Annotated in this window: 15 protein-coding genes and 1 tRNA gene; 1 reads left to right on the forward strand and 15 read right to left on the reverse strand. The window is 58.8% G+C overall.

Annotated elements, in window-relative coordinates; genetic code table 11:
* Positions 1 to 243: 243 nt before the first annotated feature.
* The 10 genes from infB to rlmE all read right to left on the reverse strand — a co-directional run bounded on the left by infB (position 244) and on the right by rlmE (position 11,337).
* Positions 244 to 2,733 carry a translation initiation factor IF-2 gene (gene infB, locus P3C18_RS09835; protein ID WP_275961684.1) on the reverse strand — a complete coding sequence of 830 codons (2,490 nt, stop codon included), beginning with the start codon at positions 2,731 to 2,733 and terminating at the stop codon, positions 244 to 246.
* A 27-nt stretch (positions 2,734 to 2,760) separates the two neighbouring features.
* Positions 2,761 to 4,242: a transcription termination factor NusA gene (gene nusA, locus P3C18_RS09840; protein WP_090255980.1), complete on the reverse strand. Its 1,482-nt coding sequence runs from the start codon at positions 4,240 to 4,242 to the stop codon at positions 2,761 to 2,763.
* 67 nt (positions 4,243 to 4,309) lie between these two features.
* Complete coding sequence (rimP, locus tag P3C18_RS09845) at positions 4,310 to 4,771, reverse strand: ribosome maturation factor RimP (protein WP_275961685.1); 462 nt, start codon at positions 4,769 to 4,771, stop codon at positions 4,310 to 4,312.
* A gap of 301 nt (positions 4,772 to 5,072) precedes the next feature.
* Positions 5,073 to 5,158, reverse strand: a tRNA-Leu gene (locus P3C18_RS09850).
* Between the two features lie 32 nt (positions 5,159 to 5,190).
* Complete coding sequence (gene secG, locus P3C18_RS09855; RefSeq protein ID WP_275961686.1) at positions 5,191 to 5,574, reverse strand: preprotein translocase subunit SecG; 384 nt, start codon at positions 5,572 to 5,574, stop codon at positions 5,191 to 5,193.
* 4 nt (positions 5,575 to 5,578) lie between these two features.
* Positions 5,579 to 6,334: a triose-phosphate isomerase gene (gene tpiA, locus P3C18_RS09860; RefSeq protein ID WP_275961687.1), complete on the reverse strand. Its 756-nt coding sequence runs from the start codon at positions 6,332 to 6,334 to the stop codon at positions 5,579 to 5,581.
* 65 nt (positions 6,335 to 6,399) lie between these two features.
* Positions 6,400 to 7,737 (reverse strand): phosphoglucosamine mutase, encoded by a 1,338-nt coding sequence (gene glmM, locus P3C18_RS09865; RefSeq protein WP_275961688.1) that lies wholly within the window; start codon positions 7,735 to 7,737, stop codon positions 6,400 to 6,402.
* Positions 7,738 to 7,755: 18 nt separating this feature from the next.
* Complete coding sequence (gene folP / locus P3C18_RS09870) at positions 7,756 to 8,607, reverse strand: dihydropteroate synthase (RefSeq protein ID WP_275961689.1); 852 nt, start codon at positions 8,605 to 8,607, stop codon at positions 7,756 to 7,758.
* An 8-nt stretch (positions 8,608 to 8,615) separates the two neighbouring features.
* A complete protein-coding gene (gene ftsH, locus P3C18_RS09875) occupies positions 8,616 to 10,532 on the reverse strand; it encodes an ATP-dependent zinc metalloprotease FtsH (RefSeq protein ID WP_275961690.1) in 1,917 nt (638 codons plus the stop codon).
* Between the two features lie 181 nt (positions 10,533 to 10,713).
* A complete protein-coding gene (gene rlmE / locus P3C18_RS09880) occupies positions 10,714 to 11,337 on the reverse strand; it encodes a 23S rRNA (uridine(2552)-2'-O)-methyltransferase RlmE (protein ID WP_275961691.1) in 624 nt (207 codons plus the stop codon).
* Positions 11,338 to 11,439: 102 nt separating this feature from the next.
* On the opposite strand from rlmE, the gene yhbY reads away from it, so the two are divergent.
* The gene (gene yhbY, locus P3C18_RS09885; protein ID WP_275961692.1) at positions 11,440 to 11,751 is read left to right on the forward strand and encodes a ribosome assembly RNA-binding protein YhbY; all 312 of its coding nucleotides are present in this window, start codon (positions 11,440 to 11,442) and stop codon (positions 11,749 to 11,751) included.
* A 64-nt stretch (positions 11,752 to 11,815) separates the two neighbouring features.
* Here the strand turns inward: yhbY and P3C18_RS09890 are convergent, their stop codons facing one another.
* From P3C18_RS09890 to dapB, 5 genes are all read right to left on the reverse strand, one after another.
* Positions 11,816 to 12,262: a DUF4149 domain-containing protein gene (locus tag P3C18_RS09890; RefSeq protein WP_275961693.1), complete on the reverse strand. Its 447-nt coding sequence runs from the start codon at positions 12,260 to 12,262 to the stop codon at positions 11,816 to 11,818.
* Positions 12,234 to 12,710 carry a transcription elongation factor GreA gene (gene greA, locus P3C18_RS09895; protein WP_275961694.1) on the reverse strand — a complete coding sequence of 159 codons (477 nt, stop codon included), beginning with the start codon at positions 12,708 to 12,710 and terminating at the stop codon, positions 12,234 to 12,236. Before greA ends, P3C18_RS09890 begins: the two co-directional genes overlap by 29 nt.
* On the reverse strand, positions 12,707 to 15,928 hold the full coding sequence (gene carB / locus P3C18_RS09900; RefSeq protein WP_275961695.1) for a carbamoyl-phosphate synthase large subunit: 3,222 nt from the start codon (positions 15,926 to 15,928) through the stop codon (positions 12,707 to 12,709). The genes greA and carB overlap by 4 nt, the downstream gene beginning before the upstream one ends.
* Before the next feature lie 36 nt (positions 15,929 to 15,964).
* Entirely contained in the window at positions 15,965 to 17,113 is a 1,149-nt protein-coding gene (carA, locus tag P3C18_RS09905) for a glutamine-hydrolyzing carbamoyl-phosphate synthase small subunit (protein WP_275961696.1), read from the reverse strand.
* Positions 17,114 to 17,333: 220 nt separating this feature from the next.
* Positions 17,334 to 18,137: a 4-hydroxy-tetrahydrodipicolinate reductase gene (gene dapB / locus P3C18_RS09910; RefSeq protein ID WP_275961697.1), complete on the reverse strand. Its 804-nt coding sequence runs from the start codon at positions 18,135 to 18,137 to the stop codon at positions 17,334 to 17,336.
* Positions 18,138 to 18,156 lie beyond the last annotated feature (19 nt).

Here is an 18,156-nt window from a genome sequence, read left to right on the forward strand (position 1 = left end):
CCTTCACTCGTCACGCGGCTCAAAAAGCAGCGGACCTAAAAGCGGCAAACGCCCGGCCGCGCAAAAGCGGGGCCGGGCGCTGCATATTGCGACTCGTGCTTAGAACCAGTCTCGGATCAGCTGCGCGTCGGCGATACTGCGTTAAAAATGGCCTCGGAATGCTCATTTACAATTCGTAAACTCCGCTTCCTCAGCCATTTTTGCCTTGTCTCGCTCTAGCTCGCTTGAATCCGAAACAGATTCTTACAGGCTACGAGCCACTTGGACTTTCTCGAACACTTCGATCTTGTCGCCGACCTTGACGTCGTTGTAGCTCTTCACGCCGATACCGCACTCCATGCCGTTACGCACTTCGGAGGCATCGTCTTTGAAGCGACGCAGGGATTCCAGCTCGCCTTCGAAGATCACTACATCGTCGCGCAGTACGCGGATCGGACGGTTACGGAAGACCGTACCCTCGACCACCATACAACCGGCAATTGCACCGAATTTCGGCGAACGGAATACGTCACGCACTTCGGCGATACCCAGAATGTTCTCGCGAACATCGCTGCCGAGCATGCCGGTCAGGGCTTTCTTGACGTCTTCGATAATGTCGTAGATCACGTTGTAGTAACGCATATCCAGACCTTCCTGCTCGACGATCTTGCGCGCGCCGGCATCGGCACGCACGTTGAAGCCGAACAGTACAGCGTTGGAGGCCAGCGCCAGGTTGGCATCGGATTCGGTGATACCACCGACGCCGCCACCGACCACACGCACTTGCACTTCATCGTTACCCAGGCCGCTAAGCGAGCCTTGCAGCGCTTCCAGCGAACCACGGACGTCGGATTTGAGGACGATGTTGAGCGTCTTCTTCTCTTCCTGGCCCATGTTCTCGAAGATGTTTTCCAGCTTGCCGGCATGCGCACGGGCCAGTTTCACTTCGCGGAACTTGCCTTGGCGGAACAGCGCAACTTCACGGGCTTTCTTCTCGTCAGCCAGCACGCTCATGTCGTCGCCAGCATCCGGGGTGCCGTCCAGGCCGAGAATCTCGACTGGAATCGACGGGCCCGCTTCTTTAATCGGCTTGCCGTTCTCATCGAGCATGGCGCGGATACGACCGTAGTTGGAACCGATCAGCACCATGTCGCCTTGACGCAGAGTACCGTCCTGAACCAGCACGGTCGCAACCGGACCGCGGCCTTTATCAAGACGCGATTCAACCACCACACCACGGCCCGGGGCCGATGGAGTAGCTTTCAGTTCGAGGATCTCGGCCTGCAGCAGCACGGCCTCGAGCAGTTCGTCGACACCCGTACCGACTTTCGCCGACACCGAGACGAATGGCGTATCACCGCCCCACTCTTCAGAGGTCACGCCGTGTACCGACAGTTCGCTACGAATGCGATCAAGGTCAGCGCCCGGCTTGTCGATCTTGTTCACCGCAACCACCAGCGGCACGCCAGCAGCCTGAGCATGCTGAACGGCTTCAATGGTCTGCGGCATCACGCCGTCGTCCGCGGCAACCACCAGGATCACGATATCGGTCGCCTTGGCACCACGAGCACGCATCGCGGTAAACGCAGCGTGGCCTGGGGTGTCGAGGAAGGTAACCATGCCGCGTTCGGTTTCTACGTGGTAGGCGCCGATGTGCTGGGTGATACCACCGGCTTCGCCAGCAGCCACCTTGGCGCGACGGATGTAGTCGAGCAGCGAGGTTTTACCGTGGTCAACGTGACCCATAACGGTAACAACCGGCGCACGAGCAAAGGTCTCGCCTTCAAACTTCAGCGATTCAGCCAGGGAGTCTTCCAGAGCCGTGTCGCTGACCAGGATGACCTTGTGGCCCAGTTCCTCAGCAACCAGCTGGGCAGTTTCCTGATCCAGAACCTGGTTGATGGTCGCCGGGGTACCCAGCTTGAACATGAACTTGATGATTTCGGCGGCTTTGACCGACATCTGCTGAGCCAGATCGCCCACAGTGATGGTCTCGCCAATCTTCACTTCACGCACGATCGGCCCCGTCGGGCTCTGGAAGCCGTGAGCATTACGCTTCTTCAGCTTGGCCTTGCCACGACCACCACGACGGAAGCTGTCGCTTTCCTCGTCGATGGAACGCGGTGCGACACGTGGTGCCGGAGCCTTTTCCTTGACGGTCGGACGATGCTGGGTGGTCTTGCGCTCACCACCACGACGGTCGGCATCATCATTGCGCGCCTTGTCTGGACGGCGCGGTTCATCTTTCTTGCGCTCGTCGGCCGCAGGAGCCGCCATTACTGGCAGATCAACCGCTACAATCGGAGCTGCTTCAACTACTGCTTCGCCAGCAGCAGGTGCAGGGCGCTGCGCTTCTTCTGCAGCGCGACGCTTGGCTTCTTCGTCAGCTTTCGCCTTGGCCGCTTCAGCTACAGCGCGCTGCTCAGCCAGCTCACGCTGCTTTTCAGCTTCGATTTCTTCAGCGCTGCGCTTGACGAAGGTTTTCTTCTTGCGCACTTCGACGCTGATGGTCTTGCTGCCGGCAACCCGCAGGGTGCTGGTAGTTTTGCGCTGCAAGGTAATCTTGCGCGGCTCTTCTGTCTTGCTGTCGCCGTGACTGCTCTTGAGATGGGCCAACAGGGCCTGCTTCTCACTGTCGGTCACCGCTTGCTCAGCACTCTTGTGCGGCAAACCTGCCTCACTCATTTGCTGCAGCAGGCGTTCAACCGGCGTATTGACCACTTGGGCCAGTTCTTTAACCGTGACTTGCGTCATGCATTTCTCTCCTCAGGCCGCAACTGCTTACTCGAACCAATGGGCTCGGGCGGCCATGATCAACTTGCCGGCTCGCTCAGCGTCGATACCGTCGATGTCGAGCAGGTCATCAATCGACTGCTCGGCCAGGTCTTCGCGGTTAACAACGCCGCGCACTGCCAGTTCATGCGCAAGCGCCTTATCCATCCCCTCAAGCGAGAGCAAGTCTTCGGCTGGGTGGGCATCTGCCAGCTTTTCCTCGTTGGCGATGGCTTTAGTCAGCAAGCGATCTTTGGCACGGGCGCGGAGCTCGTTGACGATATCCTCGTCAAAGCCATCAATGCTGAGCATTTCTTCCATCGGTACGTAGGCAATTTCTTCAAGGCTGGTGAAGCCCTCTTCGACCAACACCTGGGCCAGTTCTTCGTCGACTTCCAGCTCGTCGATAAAGCGCTGCAGGATGTCGCCTGTTTCAGCTTGCTGCTTGGCCTGGATGTCCGCTTCGGTCATCACGTTCAAGGTCCAGCCAGTCAACTGACTGGCCAAACGCACGTTCTGACCGCCACGACCAATGGCCTGAGCAAGGTTGTCTGCGCCAACGGCGATGTCCATGGCATGGGCATCTTCGTCAACGATGATGGCTGCAACTTCGGCCGGCGACATGGCGTTGATCACGAACTGCGCGGGATTGTCATCCCACAGCACGATATCCACACGCTCACCCGCCAATTCGCCGGAAACTGCTTGCACGCGCGAACCGCGCATGCCGATACAGGCACCCTGCGGGTCGATGCGTTTGTCTTTGGAACGCACGGCCAGCTTGGCGCGCGAACCCGGATCACGGGACGCGCCCATGACTTCGATCAGCTCTTCGGCGATCTCTGGCACTTCGATGCGGAACAGCTCGATGAGCATTTCCGGCGCGGTGCGCGAGAGGATCAGCTGCGGGCCGCGGTTCTCGGTGCGAATTTCCTTGAGCAGGGCGCGCAGGCGCACACCGACACGAAAAGTTTCGCGGGAGATGATGTCTTCGCGCGCCAGCATGGCTTCAGCGTTGTTACCCAGATCAACGATGACGCTGTCACGGGTGACTTTCTTCACGGTGCCGGAGATGATTTCACCCAGGCGCTCGCGGTAAGCCTCGACCACCTGAGCACGCTCAGCTTCGCGGACTTTCTGCACAATCACTTGCTTGGCGGTTTGCGCGGCAATACGACCGAACTCGATGGACTCGATCTTCTCTTCCAGCACGTCACCAACTTTGGCGTTGGCTTCTACTGCACGCGGCATGTCAGTGGTGACCTGGTGTGCAGGATCATCAAAGTCACTTTCTTCAACCACTGTCCAGCAGCGGAATGTTTCGTAGTTGCCGGTCTGACGATTGATCGCCACACGCAACTCGACTTCATCTTCAAAACGCTTCTTGGTAGCCGTGGCCAAAGCCAGCTCCAGCGCCTCAAAAATTACGCTCGCCGGTACGCCCTTTTCGTTGGATACCGACTCAACAACCAGCAGTACTTCTTTGCTCATCGTACGCCTCGCCTTTCGCAATCCATTGGATCCGCGCTATCCGCGCCACTTGCGGGGGATCCGCGTCTCAATCAAACCTGGGGATAATGTTGGCCTTGTCGATCATGTCGATCGGCAACAGGAATTCATGGTCATCCACCTGCACTACCACGTCCTGCTCTTCCACACCGCGCAGAAGGCCCTGGAAGTTGCGTCGACCTTCAAAAGGCGAGCGCAGCTTGATCTTCACTTGCTCACCGGCATGGCTGGCGAACTGTTCAATGGTGAACAGCGGCCGATCCATACCTGGCGAGGACACCTCAAGGGTGTACTCGGCGCTGATCGGGTCCTCGACATCGAGCACACCACTGATCTGCCGACTGACAATTTCACAGTCTTCGATCAGTACGCCGTTAGGCTGTTTATCAATATAAATTCGCAGCAGAGAATGCCGCCCTTGTGACAGGAACTCGACACCCCAACATTGGTAGCCAAGAGCCTCGACTACCGGGGCCACCAAGGCCTGCAACTGTTCTAGCTTGCTCGACACCTGAACCCCTCGCGCATGCTGTAAAAATAAAAAATGGGCGAATCGCCCATCATCAAACCGCCCTCGAAAGGCCGGCAAAGCTGTCGCCCAGCTAGCAAAAAGCCCCTTAAAAGGGGCTCCTCTGCAACTCAATGCGGGGGCTGGTTTTACCCAGCCAGCTTCGGATTAAACACCCGAGGAGCGACCTTGCTGCTCAATCCCACATCAAAGCTGGGGCCGGATTATACGACTGAACCCCAAGCAGGGTCAATCGACACTCCAGCAACAAAAAGGCCCGCATCGAGCGGGCCTTCCTGAAAATTGGTACCGAGGAGGGGACTCGAACCCCTACAGCCTATGGCCACTACCACCTCAAGGTAGCGTGTCTACCAATTCCACCACCTCGGCAAAATCGTTTGTTGCGTACAACCTACTGCGTATTACTGCTGCTCAGGAGCCTGAGGTACGTCCGCCGCTTCGGTAGCCGGCTTAGCTGCATCAAGAACAGGTACATCTTCAACAGCTGGCTTAGCCTGTTGTACTTCCAGGACTGCTGGATCAGGCAAACCGACCTGAGCCATACCATCAGCTTTGTCTTTAGCAAAGAACGCTAAACCCAAGCTAGTCATGAAAAAAGCGGTGGCGAGTATAGCAGTAACGCGACTCAAAAAGGTAGTGGTTCCTTGACTACCGAATACGGTAGAAGAAGCACCCGCACCAAAAGAAGCACCTGCGTCCGCACCTTTACCCTGCTGCAGCAAAACCAGCACAACAACACCGATAGCACCCAGCAGATGAAGAACAACGATAACTGTTTCCAGCATTTCTTTAGCTTCCTGCGGCGCGACAGATCGCACCGAACTCACCCGCATTCAGAGAGGCTCCACCCACAAGCCCCCCATCGATATCCGGCATACCGAACAACTCGGCTGCACTGGCGGCCTTGACACTGCCGCCATAAAGAATTCTTACCTTGCCCGCCAACTCAGGGCTTTTCGCCGCCAACTGTGCGCGAATTGCCGCATGCACTTCCTGCGCCTGCGCAGGCGATGCTGTCAGACCAGTGCCAATGGCCCAAACAGGCTCATAGGCAATAACTGCACGCGCAAACACCTCAACACCCAACGCATCGGTTACCGCAGACAACTGCGCAGCAACCACATCAAGCGTTTGCCCCGCTTCACGCTGAGCCAAGGTTTCGCCGACACACAGCACTGGAAGCAAACCTGAAGACTGCGCCGCCGCAAATTTGCGCGTCACAACCTCATCACTTTCACCCAGCAGCGATCTACGCTCGGAGTGACCAACCAGCACCAGTGCACAGCTCGCGTCATGTAACTGACTTGCGGCTACTTCGCCAGTCAAAGCACCTTGCTGTGCTTCAGTCGCGCAATCTTGCGCACCTACCGCAACAGCCTTGCCTGCAAGACCATCAACCACCTGGCCAAGATGCAAACAAGACGGGAAAACCGCTACATCTACATCAGCAGGCAACACCTGCTGATTGAGACCGTTGATCAGCTCTGCGACGCTGGCGCGGGTACCGTGCATTTTCCAGTTACCAGCAACCATTGGGCGACGCATGCTTTACCTCGTCGGTCAAAGAGGGCGCAGATGTTACCCAACAGCTACCCGACTGGCAAGCCGAATCAAGCACATACATCCGCAACAACTTTAGCCAATTCATCGGCATAGCCGCGCACCTGGCCTTCATCGTCACCCTCGACCATCACACGCACCAATGGCTCGGTGCCGGATTTGCGCAGCAGCACCCGCCCACGCCCAGCCATTTGCTCAGTTACCCGCGCGCTAGCCTGCTGCACAGCAGGATGCTCCAGCGGGTCAACACCACCGGCAAAGCGTACGTTCACCAGCACTTGTGGGCACTTCTGCATACCCAACCGCGCCTCACCCAGAGTTTGCCCACGACGCTTGAGCGCCATCAGCACCTGCAGTGCAGCGATGATCGCATCACCGGTCGTGGTGTGCTGGAAACACACCAGATGGCCGGAGTTCTCCCCGCCCAGCTGCCAGTTGCGCGACAGCAACTCGGCAATCACGTAACGGTCGCCAACCTTGGCGCGGACAAACGGAATGCCCAGATCAGCCAGAGCCAGCTCCAAGCCGAGGTTGCTCATCAGCGTACCGACGACGCCACCTTGCAGCTTGCCGCGCTCCAGCAGATCACGGGCGATGATAAACAGCAGCTCATCACCATCAACTACGGCGCCAGCGTGATCGACCATCAGCACCCGATCCGCATCACCGTCGAAGGCGATACCCAGATCAGCCTGCTGCGCCAGCACTTCAGCCTGCAGCGCTTCGACGTGGGTCGAGCCGCAGTTGTCATTGATATTCAGCCCATTGGGTTGCGCTGAAAGCACAGTGACCTGCGCACCCAACTCGCGGAATACGCTAGGGGCAACCTTGTACGCGGCGCCATGGGCGCAATCGACGACGATTTTCAGCCCGGCAAAGTCGGTGCTGCTCGGCACACTGCTCTTGCAGAACTCGATATAGCGCCCGGCAGCGTCATTAATTCGCGAGACTTTACCCAGCTGCTCGGACTCGACCACGGTCATCGGCTGATCGAGCAACTCTTCGATCATCAGCTCGATTTCGTCCGGCAGCTTGGTGCCCTGCCCGGAGAAGAACTTGATGCCGTTGTCATGATGCGGATTGTGCGAGGCACTGATAACGATCCCAGCCTCGGCATGAAAGGTACGGGTCAGGTAGGCGATGGCCGGCGTCGGCATCGGGCCGAGCAGCATCACATCCGCGCCGGCCGCAGACAAGCCCGCCTCCAAGGCAGACTCGAACATATAACCGGAGATGCGCGTGTCCTTGCCGATCAGAATGCGGCACTTGCCCTGCTTGCGAAACGCCATCCCGGCCGCCCAGCCGAGCTTGAGCATGAACTCCGGGGTAATAGGGAAGTCACCGACACGCCCACGAATACCGTCAGTACCAAAAAATTTTCTACCCATCCCACAATTCCTTCTAACTTATTCGGCCACTTCAACCGCGGCGATCATCCGTACTACATCAACCGTTTGCGCCACATCGTGGACCCGCAGGATATGTGCGCCTTTGCTCAGCGCCAACGCGGCCAAGGCCAGGCTGCCATACAGGCGCTCGCCCACCTCATGCCCCAGCACCTTGCCGATCATACTCTTGCGCGACACCCCGACCAGCAAAGGCCGACCCAACGCATGCAGCGCCTGCAAATGCTTGAACAGCGAAAGATTGTGCTCCAGGGTTTTCGCAAAACCGAAACCCGGGTCAAGAATGACTCGCTCAGCGCCAATCCCTGCCGCCGCACAGGCCGCCAGACGCTCAAGCAGAAACTCGCGCACTTCCGCCACGACATCAGGGTATTGAGGGCTCTGCTGCATGGTGCTTGGTTCACCGCGCATATGCATCAGGCACACCGGCAGGCCGCTATCCGCTGCCGCATCCACAGCGCCGTCGCGCTGCAATGAGCGCACGTCATTAATCAAACCAGCACCCAGCCGCGCAGTTTCGCGAATGACCGCCGGCGTTGAGGTATCCACCGAGATGATCACATCCAGCTCGGCGGCAATAGCCTCGACGATGGGCGCAACCCGCTCCAGCTCCTCAACCGGAGAAACCGCACGAGCACCGGGGCGGGTCGATTCACCACCAACATCAATCAGCGTCGCCCCGGCCTGCAGCATCGCCTCGGCATGACGCAAAGCCGCATCACGCTGGCCATAGCGCCCACCATCGGAGAAGGAGTCGGGAGTGACGTTAAGGATGCCCATCACTTGCGGACGGCTTAAATCAAGAAACCGGCTGCCACAGGGCAGCCGGTCAAAGGTTGGCGCAACAGACATGGAAAACCTTAAAGCTCGGCGGCTGGGCCACCAATTGGTTTTTCTGCGGACTCAGCGACTTCAACTGGCGCGCTCGGCGTGCCGTTGTTGTCGTCACCGCCCTGCCAGCCTTTCGGCTCACGCGGCGCGAGGCCATTCATGATGTCTTCGATTTGCTCGGCATCGATGGTTTCGTACTTCATCAGCGCGTCAGCCATGGCATCGAGCTTGTCGCGGTTTTCCTGCAGCAGGCGCTTGGCGGTGCCGTAGCATTCGTCAATGATGCTGCGCACTTCCTGATCAATCAGCTTGGCGGTATCGGCCGAAACGTTGCTCTGGTTGCTGCCCATGCTGCGACCGAGGAAGACTTCCCCCTCTTCTTCCGCATACATCAGCGGGCCAAGTTTTTCCGACAAGCCCCACTTGGTGACCATGTTCTTGGCCAACTGGGTAGCACGCATGATGTCGTTGGACGCACCGGTGGTGACGCCATCGAAGCCCAGGGTCATTTCTTCGGCGATACGACCACCGAACAACGAGCAGATCTGACTAGTTAGTGCACGCTTGCTCAGGCTGTAACGATCTTCCTCAGGGAGGAACATGGTCACGCCCAGGGCACGACCGCGCGGAATGATCGACACCTTGTAGACCGGGTCATGCTCAGGCACCAGGCGCCCGACAATCGCGTGACCAGCTTCGTGGAAGGCGGTGTTGAGCTTTTCCTTGTCCGACATGACCATGGTTTTGCGCTCGGCGCCCATCATGATCTTGTCTTTGGCCAGTTCGAACTCTTTCATCTCGACCACACGCTTACCGGCACGGGCAGCGAACAGCGAGGCCTCGTTAACCAGGTTGGCCAGGTCGGCACCGGAGAAGCCCGGTGTACCGCGCGCAATCACTGCTGGGGCAACGTCTTCACCCATCGGTACTTTGCGCATGTGCACTTTGAGAATCTGCTCGCGGCCACGAATATCCGGCAAGCCAACCACGACCTGACGGTCGAAACGACCTGGACGCAACAAGGCAGGGTCGAGCACGTCAGGACGGTTGGTGGCGGCGATCACGATGATGCCGTCATTCATTTCGAAGCCATCCATCTCTACCAGCAACTGGTTGAGAGTCTGCTCACGCTCGTCGTGACCACCACCCATGCCAGCGCCACGGTGACGACCCACCGCGTCGATCTCGTCGATAAAGATGATGCACGGCGCGTGCTTCTTGGCCTGCTCGAACATGTCACGCACACGGGATGCACCGACACCGACGAACATCTCGACGAAGTCCGAACCGGAGATGGTGAAGAACGGCACCTTGGCTTCGCCAGCAACTGCCTTGGCCAGCAAGGTTTTACCAGTACCAGGCGAGCCCACCATCAGCACGCCACGCGGGATACGCCCACCGAGACGCTGGAACTTGCCCGGATCACGCAGGAATTCGACCAGCTCGCTGACTTCTTCCTTGGCCTCGTCGCAACCGGCGACGTCAGCGAAGGTGGTCTTGACCTGATCTTCCGAGAGCAGGCGCGCCTTGCTCTTGCCGAAGCTCATCGGTCCGCCCTTGCCGCCCGCACCACCTTGCATCTGGCGCATAAAGAACATGAACACAGCGATGATCACCAGAATCGGGAAGCTGGCGACCAGCAGCTGAGTCCAGATGCTCTGCTGCTCAGGCTGCTTGCCGACGATCTCGACGTTGTTGTCCATCAGGTCCTTGATCAGGCCATTGTCCTGAATCGCCGGACGCACGGTCTCGAACGAGGAACCATCGGTACGGGTACCACTGATGATGAAACCATCCACCGTCACCCGCTTAACGCCGCCATCCTGAACCTGCTGGATAAACTGCGAATAGTTGAGTTTGTTCGACTCAGTGGGGCTGGAAAAATTGTTCATCACCGTCACCAAGACGGCGGCGATGATCAGCCACAGGACTAGATTCTTTGCCATGTCGTTCAATTAGCTACCCTCTGAAGCAGGCCCCGTGTCGAAGCGCGCTTCGCATGACGACCAGTTATGTACCGATCTAACTTACTACACAACGCCCACCCCTGGCAGACGCCGTCTGTAACCCTTTATTTGTTGTGAGACCGCAAAGCCCCACCACAATTCGCCGCAAAGCCTGCAGCCATCAGAGGCCGCGAAAGCCCCGCGCCAGCATATATTGCTCGCGGGAGCGGTCACGCGAGGACAGCGGCTTGCGCATCTGCACCTTGTCGAACAGCTGACGCACCTGTTTGTGGTACAGATCAAAACCTTCGCCCTGGAAGATCTTGATCAGAAAATCCCCACCCGGACGCAACACTCGGGTCGACAAATCCAGCGCCAACTCACACAGGTACATCGCACGCGGCTGATCCGACTCCCTTACTCCACTCATATTGGGGGCCATATCGGAAATCACAAGGTCTACCGGGTGTTCGCCGATGGCTTCGAGAATCTGCGCGAACACCGCGTCGTCGGTGAAGTCGCCCTGGATAAAGGTGACATCAGGGATGCTGTCCATCTCCAGAATATCTGAAGCGATCAAACGCCCCTTGTCACCGATCACCCGACTGGTGACCTGCGACCAGCCGCCAGGCGCGGCCCCCAGATCGACTACAGTGATGCCAGGCCTGAGGATGCGATCCTTCTCCTGAATCTCCAGCAGCTTGTAGCTGGCGCGCGAACGATAGCCATCCTTCTGCGCCATTTTGACGTAGGGGTCGTTGAAATGCTCTTTCAGCCAACCTTGACTGGTCTTGGAACGGGCCACGCAATACCTCGAATGTGCAACGCATGAATATCTGGGCGGCCCCGAAGGCGCTCGGGTAAACTAACCGCCGTTTTTTACCAGATTAAATGCAGGAATCAGATTATGCCGCTCACTCAAGAGCAGAAGAAACAATTCAAATCTATCGGTCACCATTTGAAGCCTGTATTGATCGTGGCTGACAACGGTCTGACCGAAGGTGTGCTGACTGAACTGGAACGCGCACTGAGCGATCATGAACTGATTAAAGTGCAATTACGCATCACTGAGCGTGAAGACCGCCTCGCGGCCATCAATGAACTGTGCAAAGCCGGCAAAGCCGAGCTGGTTCAGGTGATTGGCAAAATGGCGCTGATCTACCGCAAGAACCCGAAAGTGAACAAGAACCTGTCCAACGTTCACCGTCATCACGGCTGATTGATCAGCCGTTGCAAGGCGCGTTCAGCGCCTTTGCAACCCCTACCCCGCTCAATACTGCTGCTTAGAGCCTGTGCCTGAGTTTTTGCGGCACCGGCTGCAAGACCAACAACAACCCGCAAAACGCCATGACCAGGTAACTGAACATCAACCACAGTTCAGTCTCGGGTAGCAGTTGGCGTACCGCGAAGTAACTGCCCGCCATCGCCACCACGACCAGCAGCAACTGCCCGCGGGTATCACGCCACAGGCTTGCCAGGCGCTCAGCGCGAATCAACACCAGCACCTGCAACCCGGCGCACACTGCCGCCTGGCCAATCAGCAATGGCCGCAAGGTATTGCTGATTTCCTCGACCAGCAACGAGGCCAGGCCGATCTTGGTAATTGCCGGCAACAGCAGAAAGTGCAGCAACCAGAGGCCGCCAACCCAAAGCGTCTGAGCCAGCAGCCAACTGATCGCGCCAGCATCACGCGCGCCCGGCTTAGAGATGGCGAACCTCGACAATCTCATACTCCAGCGCGCCGCTCGGCGTCTGCACCACCACCACGTCACCCTCGCTCTTGCCGATCAGGGCACGGGCAATAGGTGAACCGACGGAGATCTTGCGCTGCTTGATGTCCGCCTCGTCCTCGCCGACGATCTGGTAGGTCACGCTTTCATCGGTTTCGCAGTTGGCGATTTCCACGGTGGTGCCGAAAATCACCTTGCCGGTGTGCTCGATGGTGGTGACATCAATGATCACTGCATTCTGCAGACGACCTTCGATATCGCGCACCCGCGCTTCAACCATGCCCTGCTGCTCGCGCGCGGCATGGTATTCGGCGTTCTCCTTAAGGTCACCCAGCTCACGCGCGGTGCCGATATCCTGGCTGAGCTTGGGGCGCACGACCTTGGTCAGGTGCGCCAGCTCCTCTTCCAGGGCGCGCGCGCCCTGGACGGTCATTGGGTATTTGATCATGCCTTGATTCCTGCATGCAGATCCTGCAGCCGGCGCACGGTCTTCTCGGGACCAAACTTCAGCGCCTCACAGATCGCCTGACCCGCCGCAATGGTGGTGGTGCAGTAAATCTTGTGCTGCAGAGCGTTACGACGAATGGAGTAGGAGTCGGCGATGGACTGACGACCTTCGGTGGTGTTGATGATCAGGGTAACTTCGTCATTCTTGATCATGTCGACCACGTGTGGACGGCCTTCGGTGACCTTGTTGACGCGACGCACTGGCAAGCCAGCCGCCTCGATCAACTTGGCGGTACCGGCGGTTGCCACCACTTCAAAGCCCAGCTCGATCAGGTCGCGAGCCACGCCAGCCACCAACGGCTTGTCGTCGTCACGCACACTGATAAAGGCCACGCCGGCGTTCGGCAGCACTTCGCTGGCACCCATCTGCGCTTTAGCAAAAGCCTCACCGAAGGTATCGCCAACGCCCATCACTTCACCGGTGGACTTCATTTCCGGGCCGAGGATCGGGTCGACGCCTGGGAACTTGGCGAACGGGAATACCGCTTCCTTGACGCTGAAATACGGCGGGATGATCTCGGCGTTGTAGCCGGCTTCCGCCAGGGATTTGCCAGCCATGACGCGGGCAGCCACCTTGGCCAGCGAAACGCCGACGCACTTGGAGACGAACGGTACGGTACGCGAGGCGCGCGGATTGACTTCAATCACGAAGATATCCTCGCCCTGCACAGCCATCTGCACGTTCATCAGCCCCACCACATTGAGCTCCAGGGCCATTTTCTTGACCTGGTCACGGATCTCGTCCTGGATGTGCATCGGCAGCGAGTACGGCGGCAGCGAGCAGGCCGAGTCACCGGAGTGCACGCCAGCCTGTTCGATGTGCTGCATGATCGCGCCAATCACCACGGTTTCGCCGTCGCACACCGCATCCACGTCCACTTCAATGGCGCAGTTGAGGAAGTGGTCGAGCAGCACCGGGCTGTCGTTGGAGACTTTTACCGCTTCGCGCATATAACGCTTGAGCTCGTCTTCCTGATAGACGATTTCCATCGCCCGGCCGCCCAGCACATAGGACGGACGCACCACCAGCGGGTAACCGATGGTCTTGGAGTGCGCCAGGGCTTCATCTTCGCTGCGCGCGGTGGCGTTGGCCGGCTGACGCAGACCGAGACGCTGCACCATCTGCTGGAAGCGCTCGCGGTCTTCGGCGCGGTCAATGGCGTCTGGGCTGGTGCCGATGATCGGCACGCCAGCCTCTTCCAGGGCTCGGCAGATCTTCAGCGGGGTCTGCCCGCCGTACTGCACGATCACACCTTTCGGCTGCTCGACGCGGACGATTTCCAGCACGTCTTCCAGGGTTACCGGTTCGAAGTACAGGCGGTCGGAGGTGTCGTAGTCGGTGGAGACGGTTTCCGGGTTGCAGTTGACCATGATGGTCTCGTAACCGTCTTCACGCAGCGCCAGCGCGGCGTGCACGCAGCAGTAGTCGAACTCGATGCCCTGACCGATACGGTTCGGCCCGCCGCCGAGAATCATGATCTTGTCGCGGCTCGACGGATTGGCTTCGCACTCTTCCTCATAGGTCGAGTACATGTAAGCGGTGTCGGTGGCGAATTCGGCGGCGCAGGTGTCGACGCGCTTGTACACCGGCAGCACTTTCAACTTGTGGCGCTGGCTGCGCAGGGTCTTCTCGGTCACGCCCAGCAGCTTGGCCAGGCGAATATCGGAGAAGCCTTTGCGCTTGAGCTTGTACATCGAATCACGGTCGATACTGGACAAGGCCAGGGTCTTGATCCGCTCTTCGTCCTTGATCAGGTCTTCGATCTGCACCAGGAACCATTCATCGATATTGGTCAGCTCGAACACTTCGGCCACGGTCTTACCCGCACGGAAGGCATCGCCGATGTACCAGATGCGGTCAGCGCTTGGCACGGTCAACTCACGGCGCAGCGTGCTTTCGACTTCCGGATCGGCCAGATCCAGCATCGGATCGAGGCCCGAAACACCGACCTCCAGACCGCGCAGGGCTTTCTGCAGGGATTCCTGGAAAGTGCGGCCGATGGCCATGACTTCACCGACCGACTTCATCTGGGTGGTCAGACGGGCGTCGGCTTTCGGGAATTTCTCGAAGGCGAAACGCGGAATCTTGGTCACAACGTAGTCGATGGCCGGCTCGAACGACGCCGGAGTACGCCCGCCGGTGATGTCGTTGGACAGCTCGTCGAGGGTGTAACCCACGGCCAGCTTGGCGGCGATCTTGGCGATTGGGAAGCCGGTGGCCTTGGAGGCCAGCGCCGAGGAGCGCGACACGCGCGGGTTCATCTCGATGACAACCATACGGCCGGTGTTCGGGCAGATGCCGAACTGCACGTTGGAGCCGCCGGTTTCCACACCGATCTCGCGCAGCACCGCAAGCGATGCGTTACGCAGGATCTGGTATTCCTTATCGGTCAGGGTTTGCGCCGGGGCCACGGTAATCGAGTCGCCAGTGTGCACGCCCATCGGGTCGAAGTTTTCGATGGCGCAGACGATGATGCAGTTGTCCTTCTTGTCGCGGACCACCTCCATCTCGTATTCCTTCCAGCCGATCAGCGATTCGTCGATCAGCAGCTCGCTGGTCGGCGACAGATCCAGGCCGCGGGCGCAGATTTCTTCGAATTCTTCACGGTTGTAGGCGATACCGCCGCCAGTGCCGCCCATGGTGAAGGACGGACGGATGATGCAGGGGAAGCCAACCTTCTCCAGCACGCCGTAGGCTTCTTCCATGTTGTGCGCGATGCCGGAAACCGGACAGGCCAGACCGATGTCTTTCATCGCCTTGTCAAAGCGCGAACGGTCTTCGGCCTTGTCGATGGTGTCGGCGTTGGCGCCAATCATCTCGACGCCGAATTTTTCCAGAATGCCGTGCTTTTCCAGGTCCAGCGCGCAGTTCAGCGCGGTCTGGCCACCCATGGTTGGCAGCAGTGCGTCCGGGCGCTCCTTCTCGATGATCTTGGCCACGGTGGACCACTTGATCGGCTCGATGTAGGTGGCGTCCGCCATGGCCGGGTCGGTCATGATGGTGGCCGGGTTGGAGTTGACCAGAATGACGCGGTAGCCCTCTTCCTTCAGCGCTTTACACGCCTGGGCACCGGAATAGTCGAACTCGCAGGCCTGGCCGATAACAATCGGGCCAGCGCCGAGGATCAGGATGCTTTTAATGTCTGTACGTTTTGGCATAGCGGTTACTCGAATCCTTGGGTCGGTCGGCGAGGTTTAGCGGCGCTTGGCCATGGCTTCGATAAAACGGTCGAACAGCGGCGCCACATCGGCTGGGCCGGGGCTCGCTTCGGGGTGCCCCTGGAAGCTGAAGGCGTCCTTGTCGGTGCGTTCGATACCCTGCAGGGAACCGTCGAACAGCGACTTGTGGATGGCGCGCACATTGCTCGGCAGGCTACTTTCATCCACGGCAAAACCGTGGTTCTGGCTGGTGATCATCACCACGCCGGTTTTCAGGTCCTGCACCGGGTGGTTGGCACCGTGGTGGCCGTGGCCCATTTTCAGGGTCTTGGCGCCGGAGGCCAGGGCCAGCAGCTGATGGCCAAGGCAGATGCCGAATACCGGGATATCAGTCTCCAGCACGTCCTTGATCGCCTGGATCGCGTAGTCGCAAGGCTCAGGATCGCCAGGGCCGTTGGACAGGAACACACCGTCGGGATTCAGCGCCAGCACATCGCTAGCAGGCGTCTGCGCCGGCACCACAGTCACGCGGCAACCGCGCTCGACCAGCATACGCAGGATGTTCCACTTAACGCCGTAGTCGTAGGCAACCACGTGATGCGGCAGCTCGCTGGCCGGGATTTGCGGGTGGCTGTCATCCTTCAGGCTCCACACGCTGGAACGCCACTCGTAGCGCTCGGTGCAGCTGACCACCTTGGCCAGATCCATGCCTTTAAGGCCGGGGAAGCTACGGGCCAGTTCCAGGGCTTTTTCTTCGGTGGCGTCATCGCCAACCAGAATGCAGCCATTCTGCGAGCCTTTCTCACGCAGGATGCGGGTCAGGCGGCGGGTATCGATACCGGCGATGGCGACGGTGCCGTTTTCCTTGAGGTATTCATCCAGTGGCTGCTTATTGCGCCAGTTGCTGGAGGTCAGCGGCAGGTCACGGATAATCAGGCCAGCTGCCCATACGCGGTTGGACTCGGCGTCTTCCGGCGTGGTGCCGGTGTTGCCGATGTGCGGATAGGTCAGGGTGACAATCTGCTGGGCATAGGAAGGATCGGTAAGGATTTCCTGATAGCCGGTCATGGCGGTGTTAAAAACCACCTCTCCAATAGTCTGGCCATCGGCACCGATGGCCTCGCCGCGAAAAATACTGCCATCAGCAAGAGCCAAAATGGCAGGTTTAAGGGCTGGCTTACTCAAGAAAACCTCCGAAAATTAAATCGTGAAGCAAACGCAGATTGTAAAAAAGCGGGATGACGTATCGACCGTCACCCCGCTTTTTTATCTGATTCATTCTGCGCAACTTTAGTGGACACACTAAAGCAGAAAGCTTACAGGAAACTGCCTTTTTGGTCCACCGCCAGTTGCGCTTAAGACCCAGGCAAAAAGCACTCCTGCGACAGAATGCCCCAGTTCAACATCAATTCAGCCCCAGAACGTCCTGCATGTCGTACAGACCAGGCTTGCGCTCCTGCAGCCACAACGCCGCGCGCACCGCGCCTTTGGCGAAGGTCATGCGGCTGGATGCCTTGTGGGTGATTTCCACGCGTTCGCCATCGGCGGCGAACAGCACAGTGTGATCGCCGACCACATCACCGGCGCGCACCGTGGCAAAACCGATGGTCTCGCGCTCACGTGCACCGGTCTGGCCTTCACGGCCATAGACGGCGACCTTCTGCAGATCGCGCCCCAGGGCATTGGCCACTACTTCACCCATGCGCAAGGCGGTGCCAGAGGGCGCATCGACCTTGTGACGGTGGTGAGCTTCGATGATTTCGATATCCACATCATCACCCAGCACCCGCGCCGCAGTGTCGAGCAACTTCAGGCACAGATTGACGCCAACACTGAAGTTGGCGGCAAACACGATGGAAATCTGCTTGCCGGCCTCAGCCAGCAGCTGCTTTTCTTCCGAGGAAAAACCGGTGGTGCCGATCACCATGGATTTACCGGCCTGACGGCAGATTTCCAGGTTCTTCAGGGTGACCGATGGATGGGTGAAGTCGATCAGCACATCGAACTGATCAAGCACCGCATTCAGATCGCCGGACAGATTGACGCCAATCTTGCCCTGCGCCACCAGCTCACCGACATCCGCGCCAACCAGGCTGCTGTCGGCACGATCAATCGCCGCGCTCAGGCTTGCGCCATCGACCAACTGCACAGCCTCGATCAGGGTCTTGCCCATGCGCCCGGCGGCGCCCATCACAGCAATACGTTGCATAGCTATCAGCTCCAAGCTG

It is taken from the genome of Pseudomonas sp. 1928-m (genome assembly GCF_029269135.1).
Taxonomy (GTDB): domain Bacteria; phylum Pseudomonadota; class Gammaproteobacteria; order Pseudomonadales; family Pseudomonadaceae; genus Aquipseudomonas.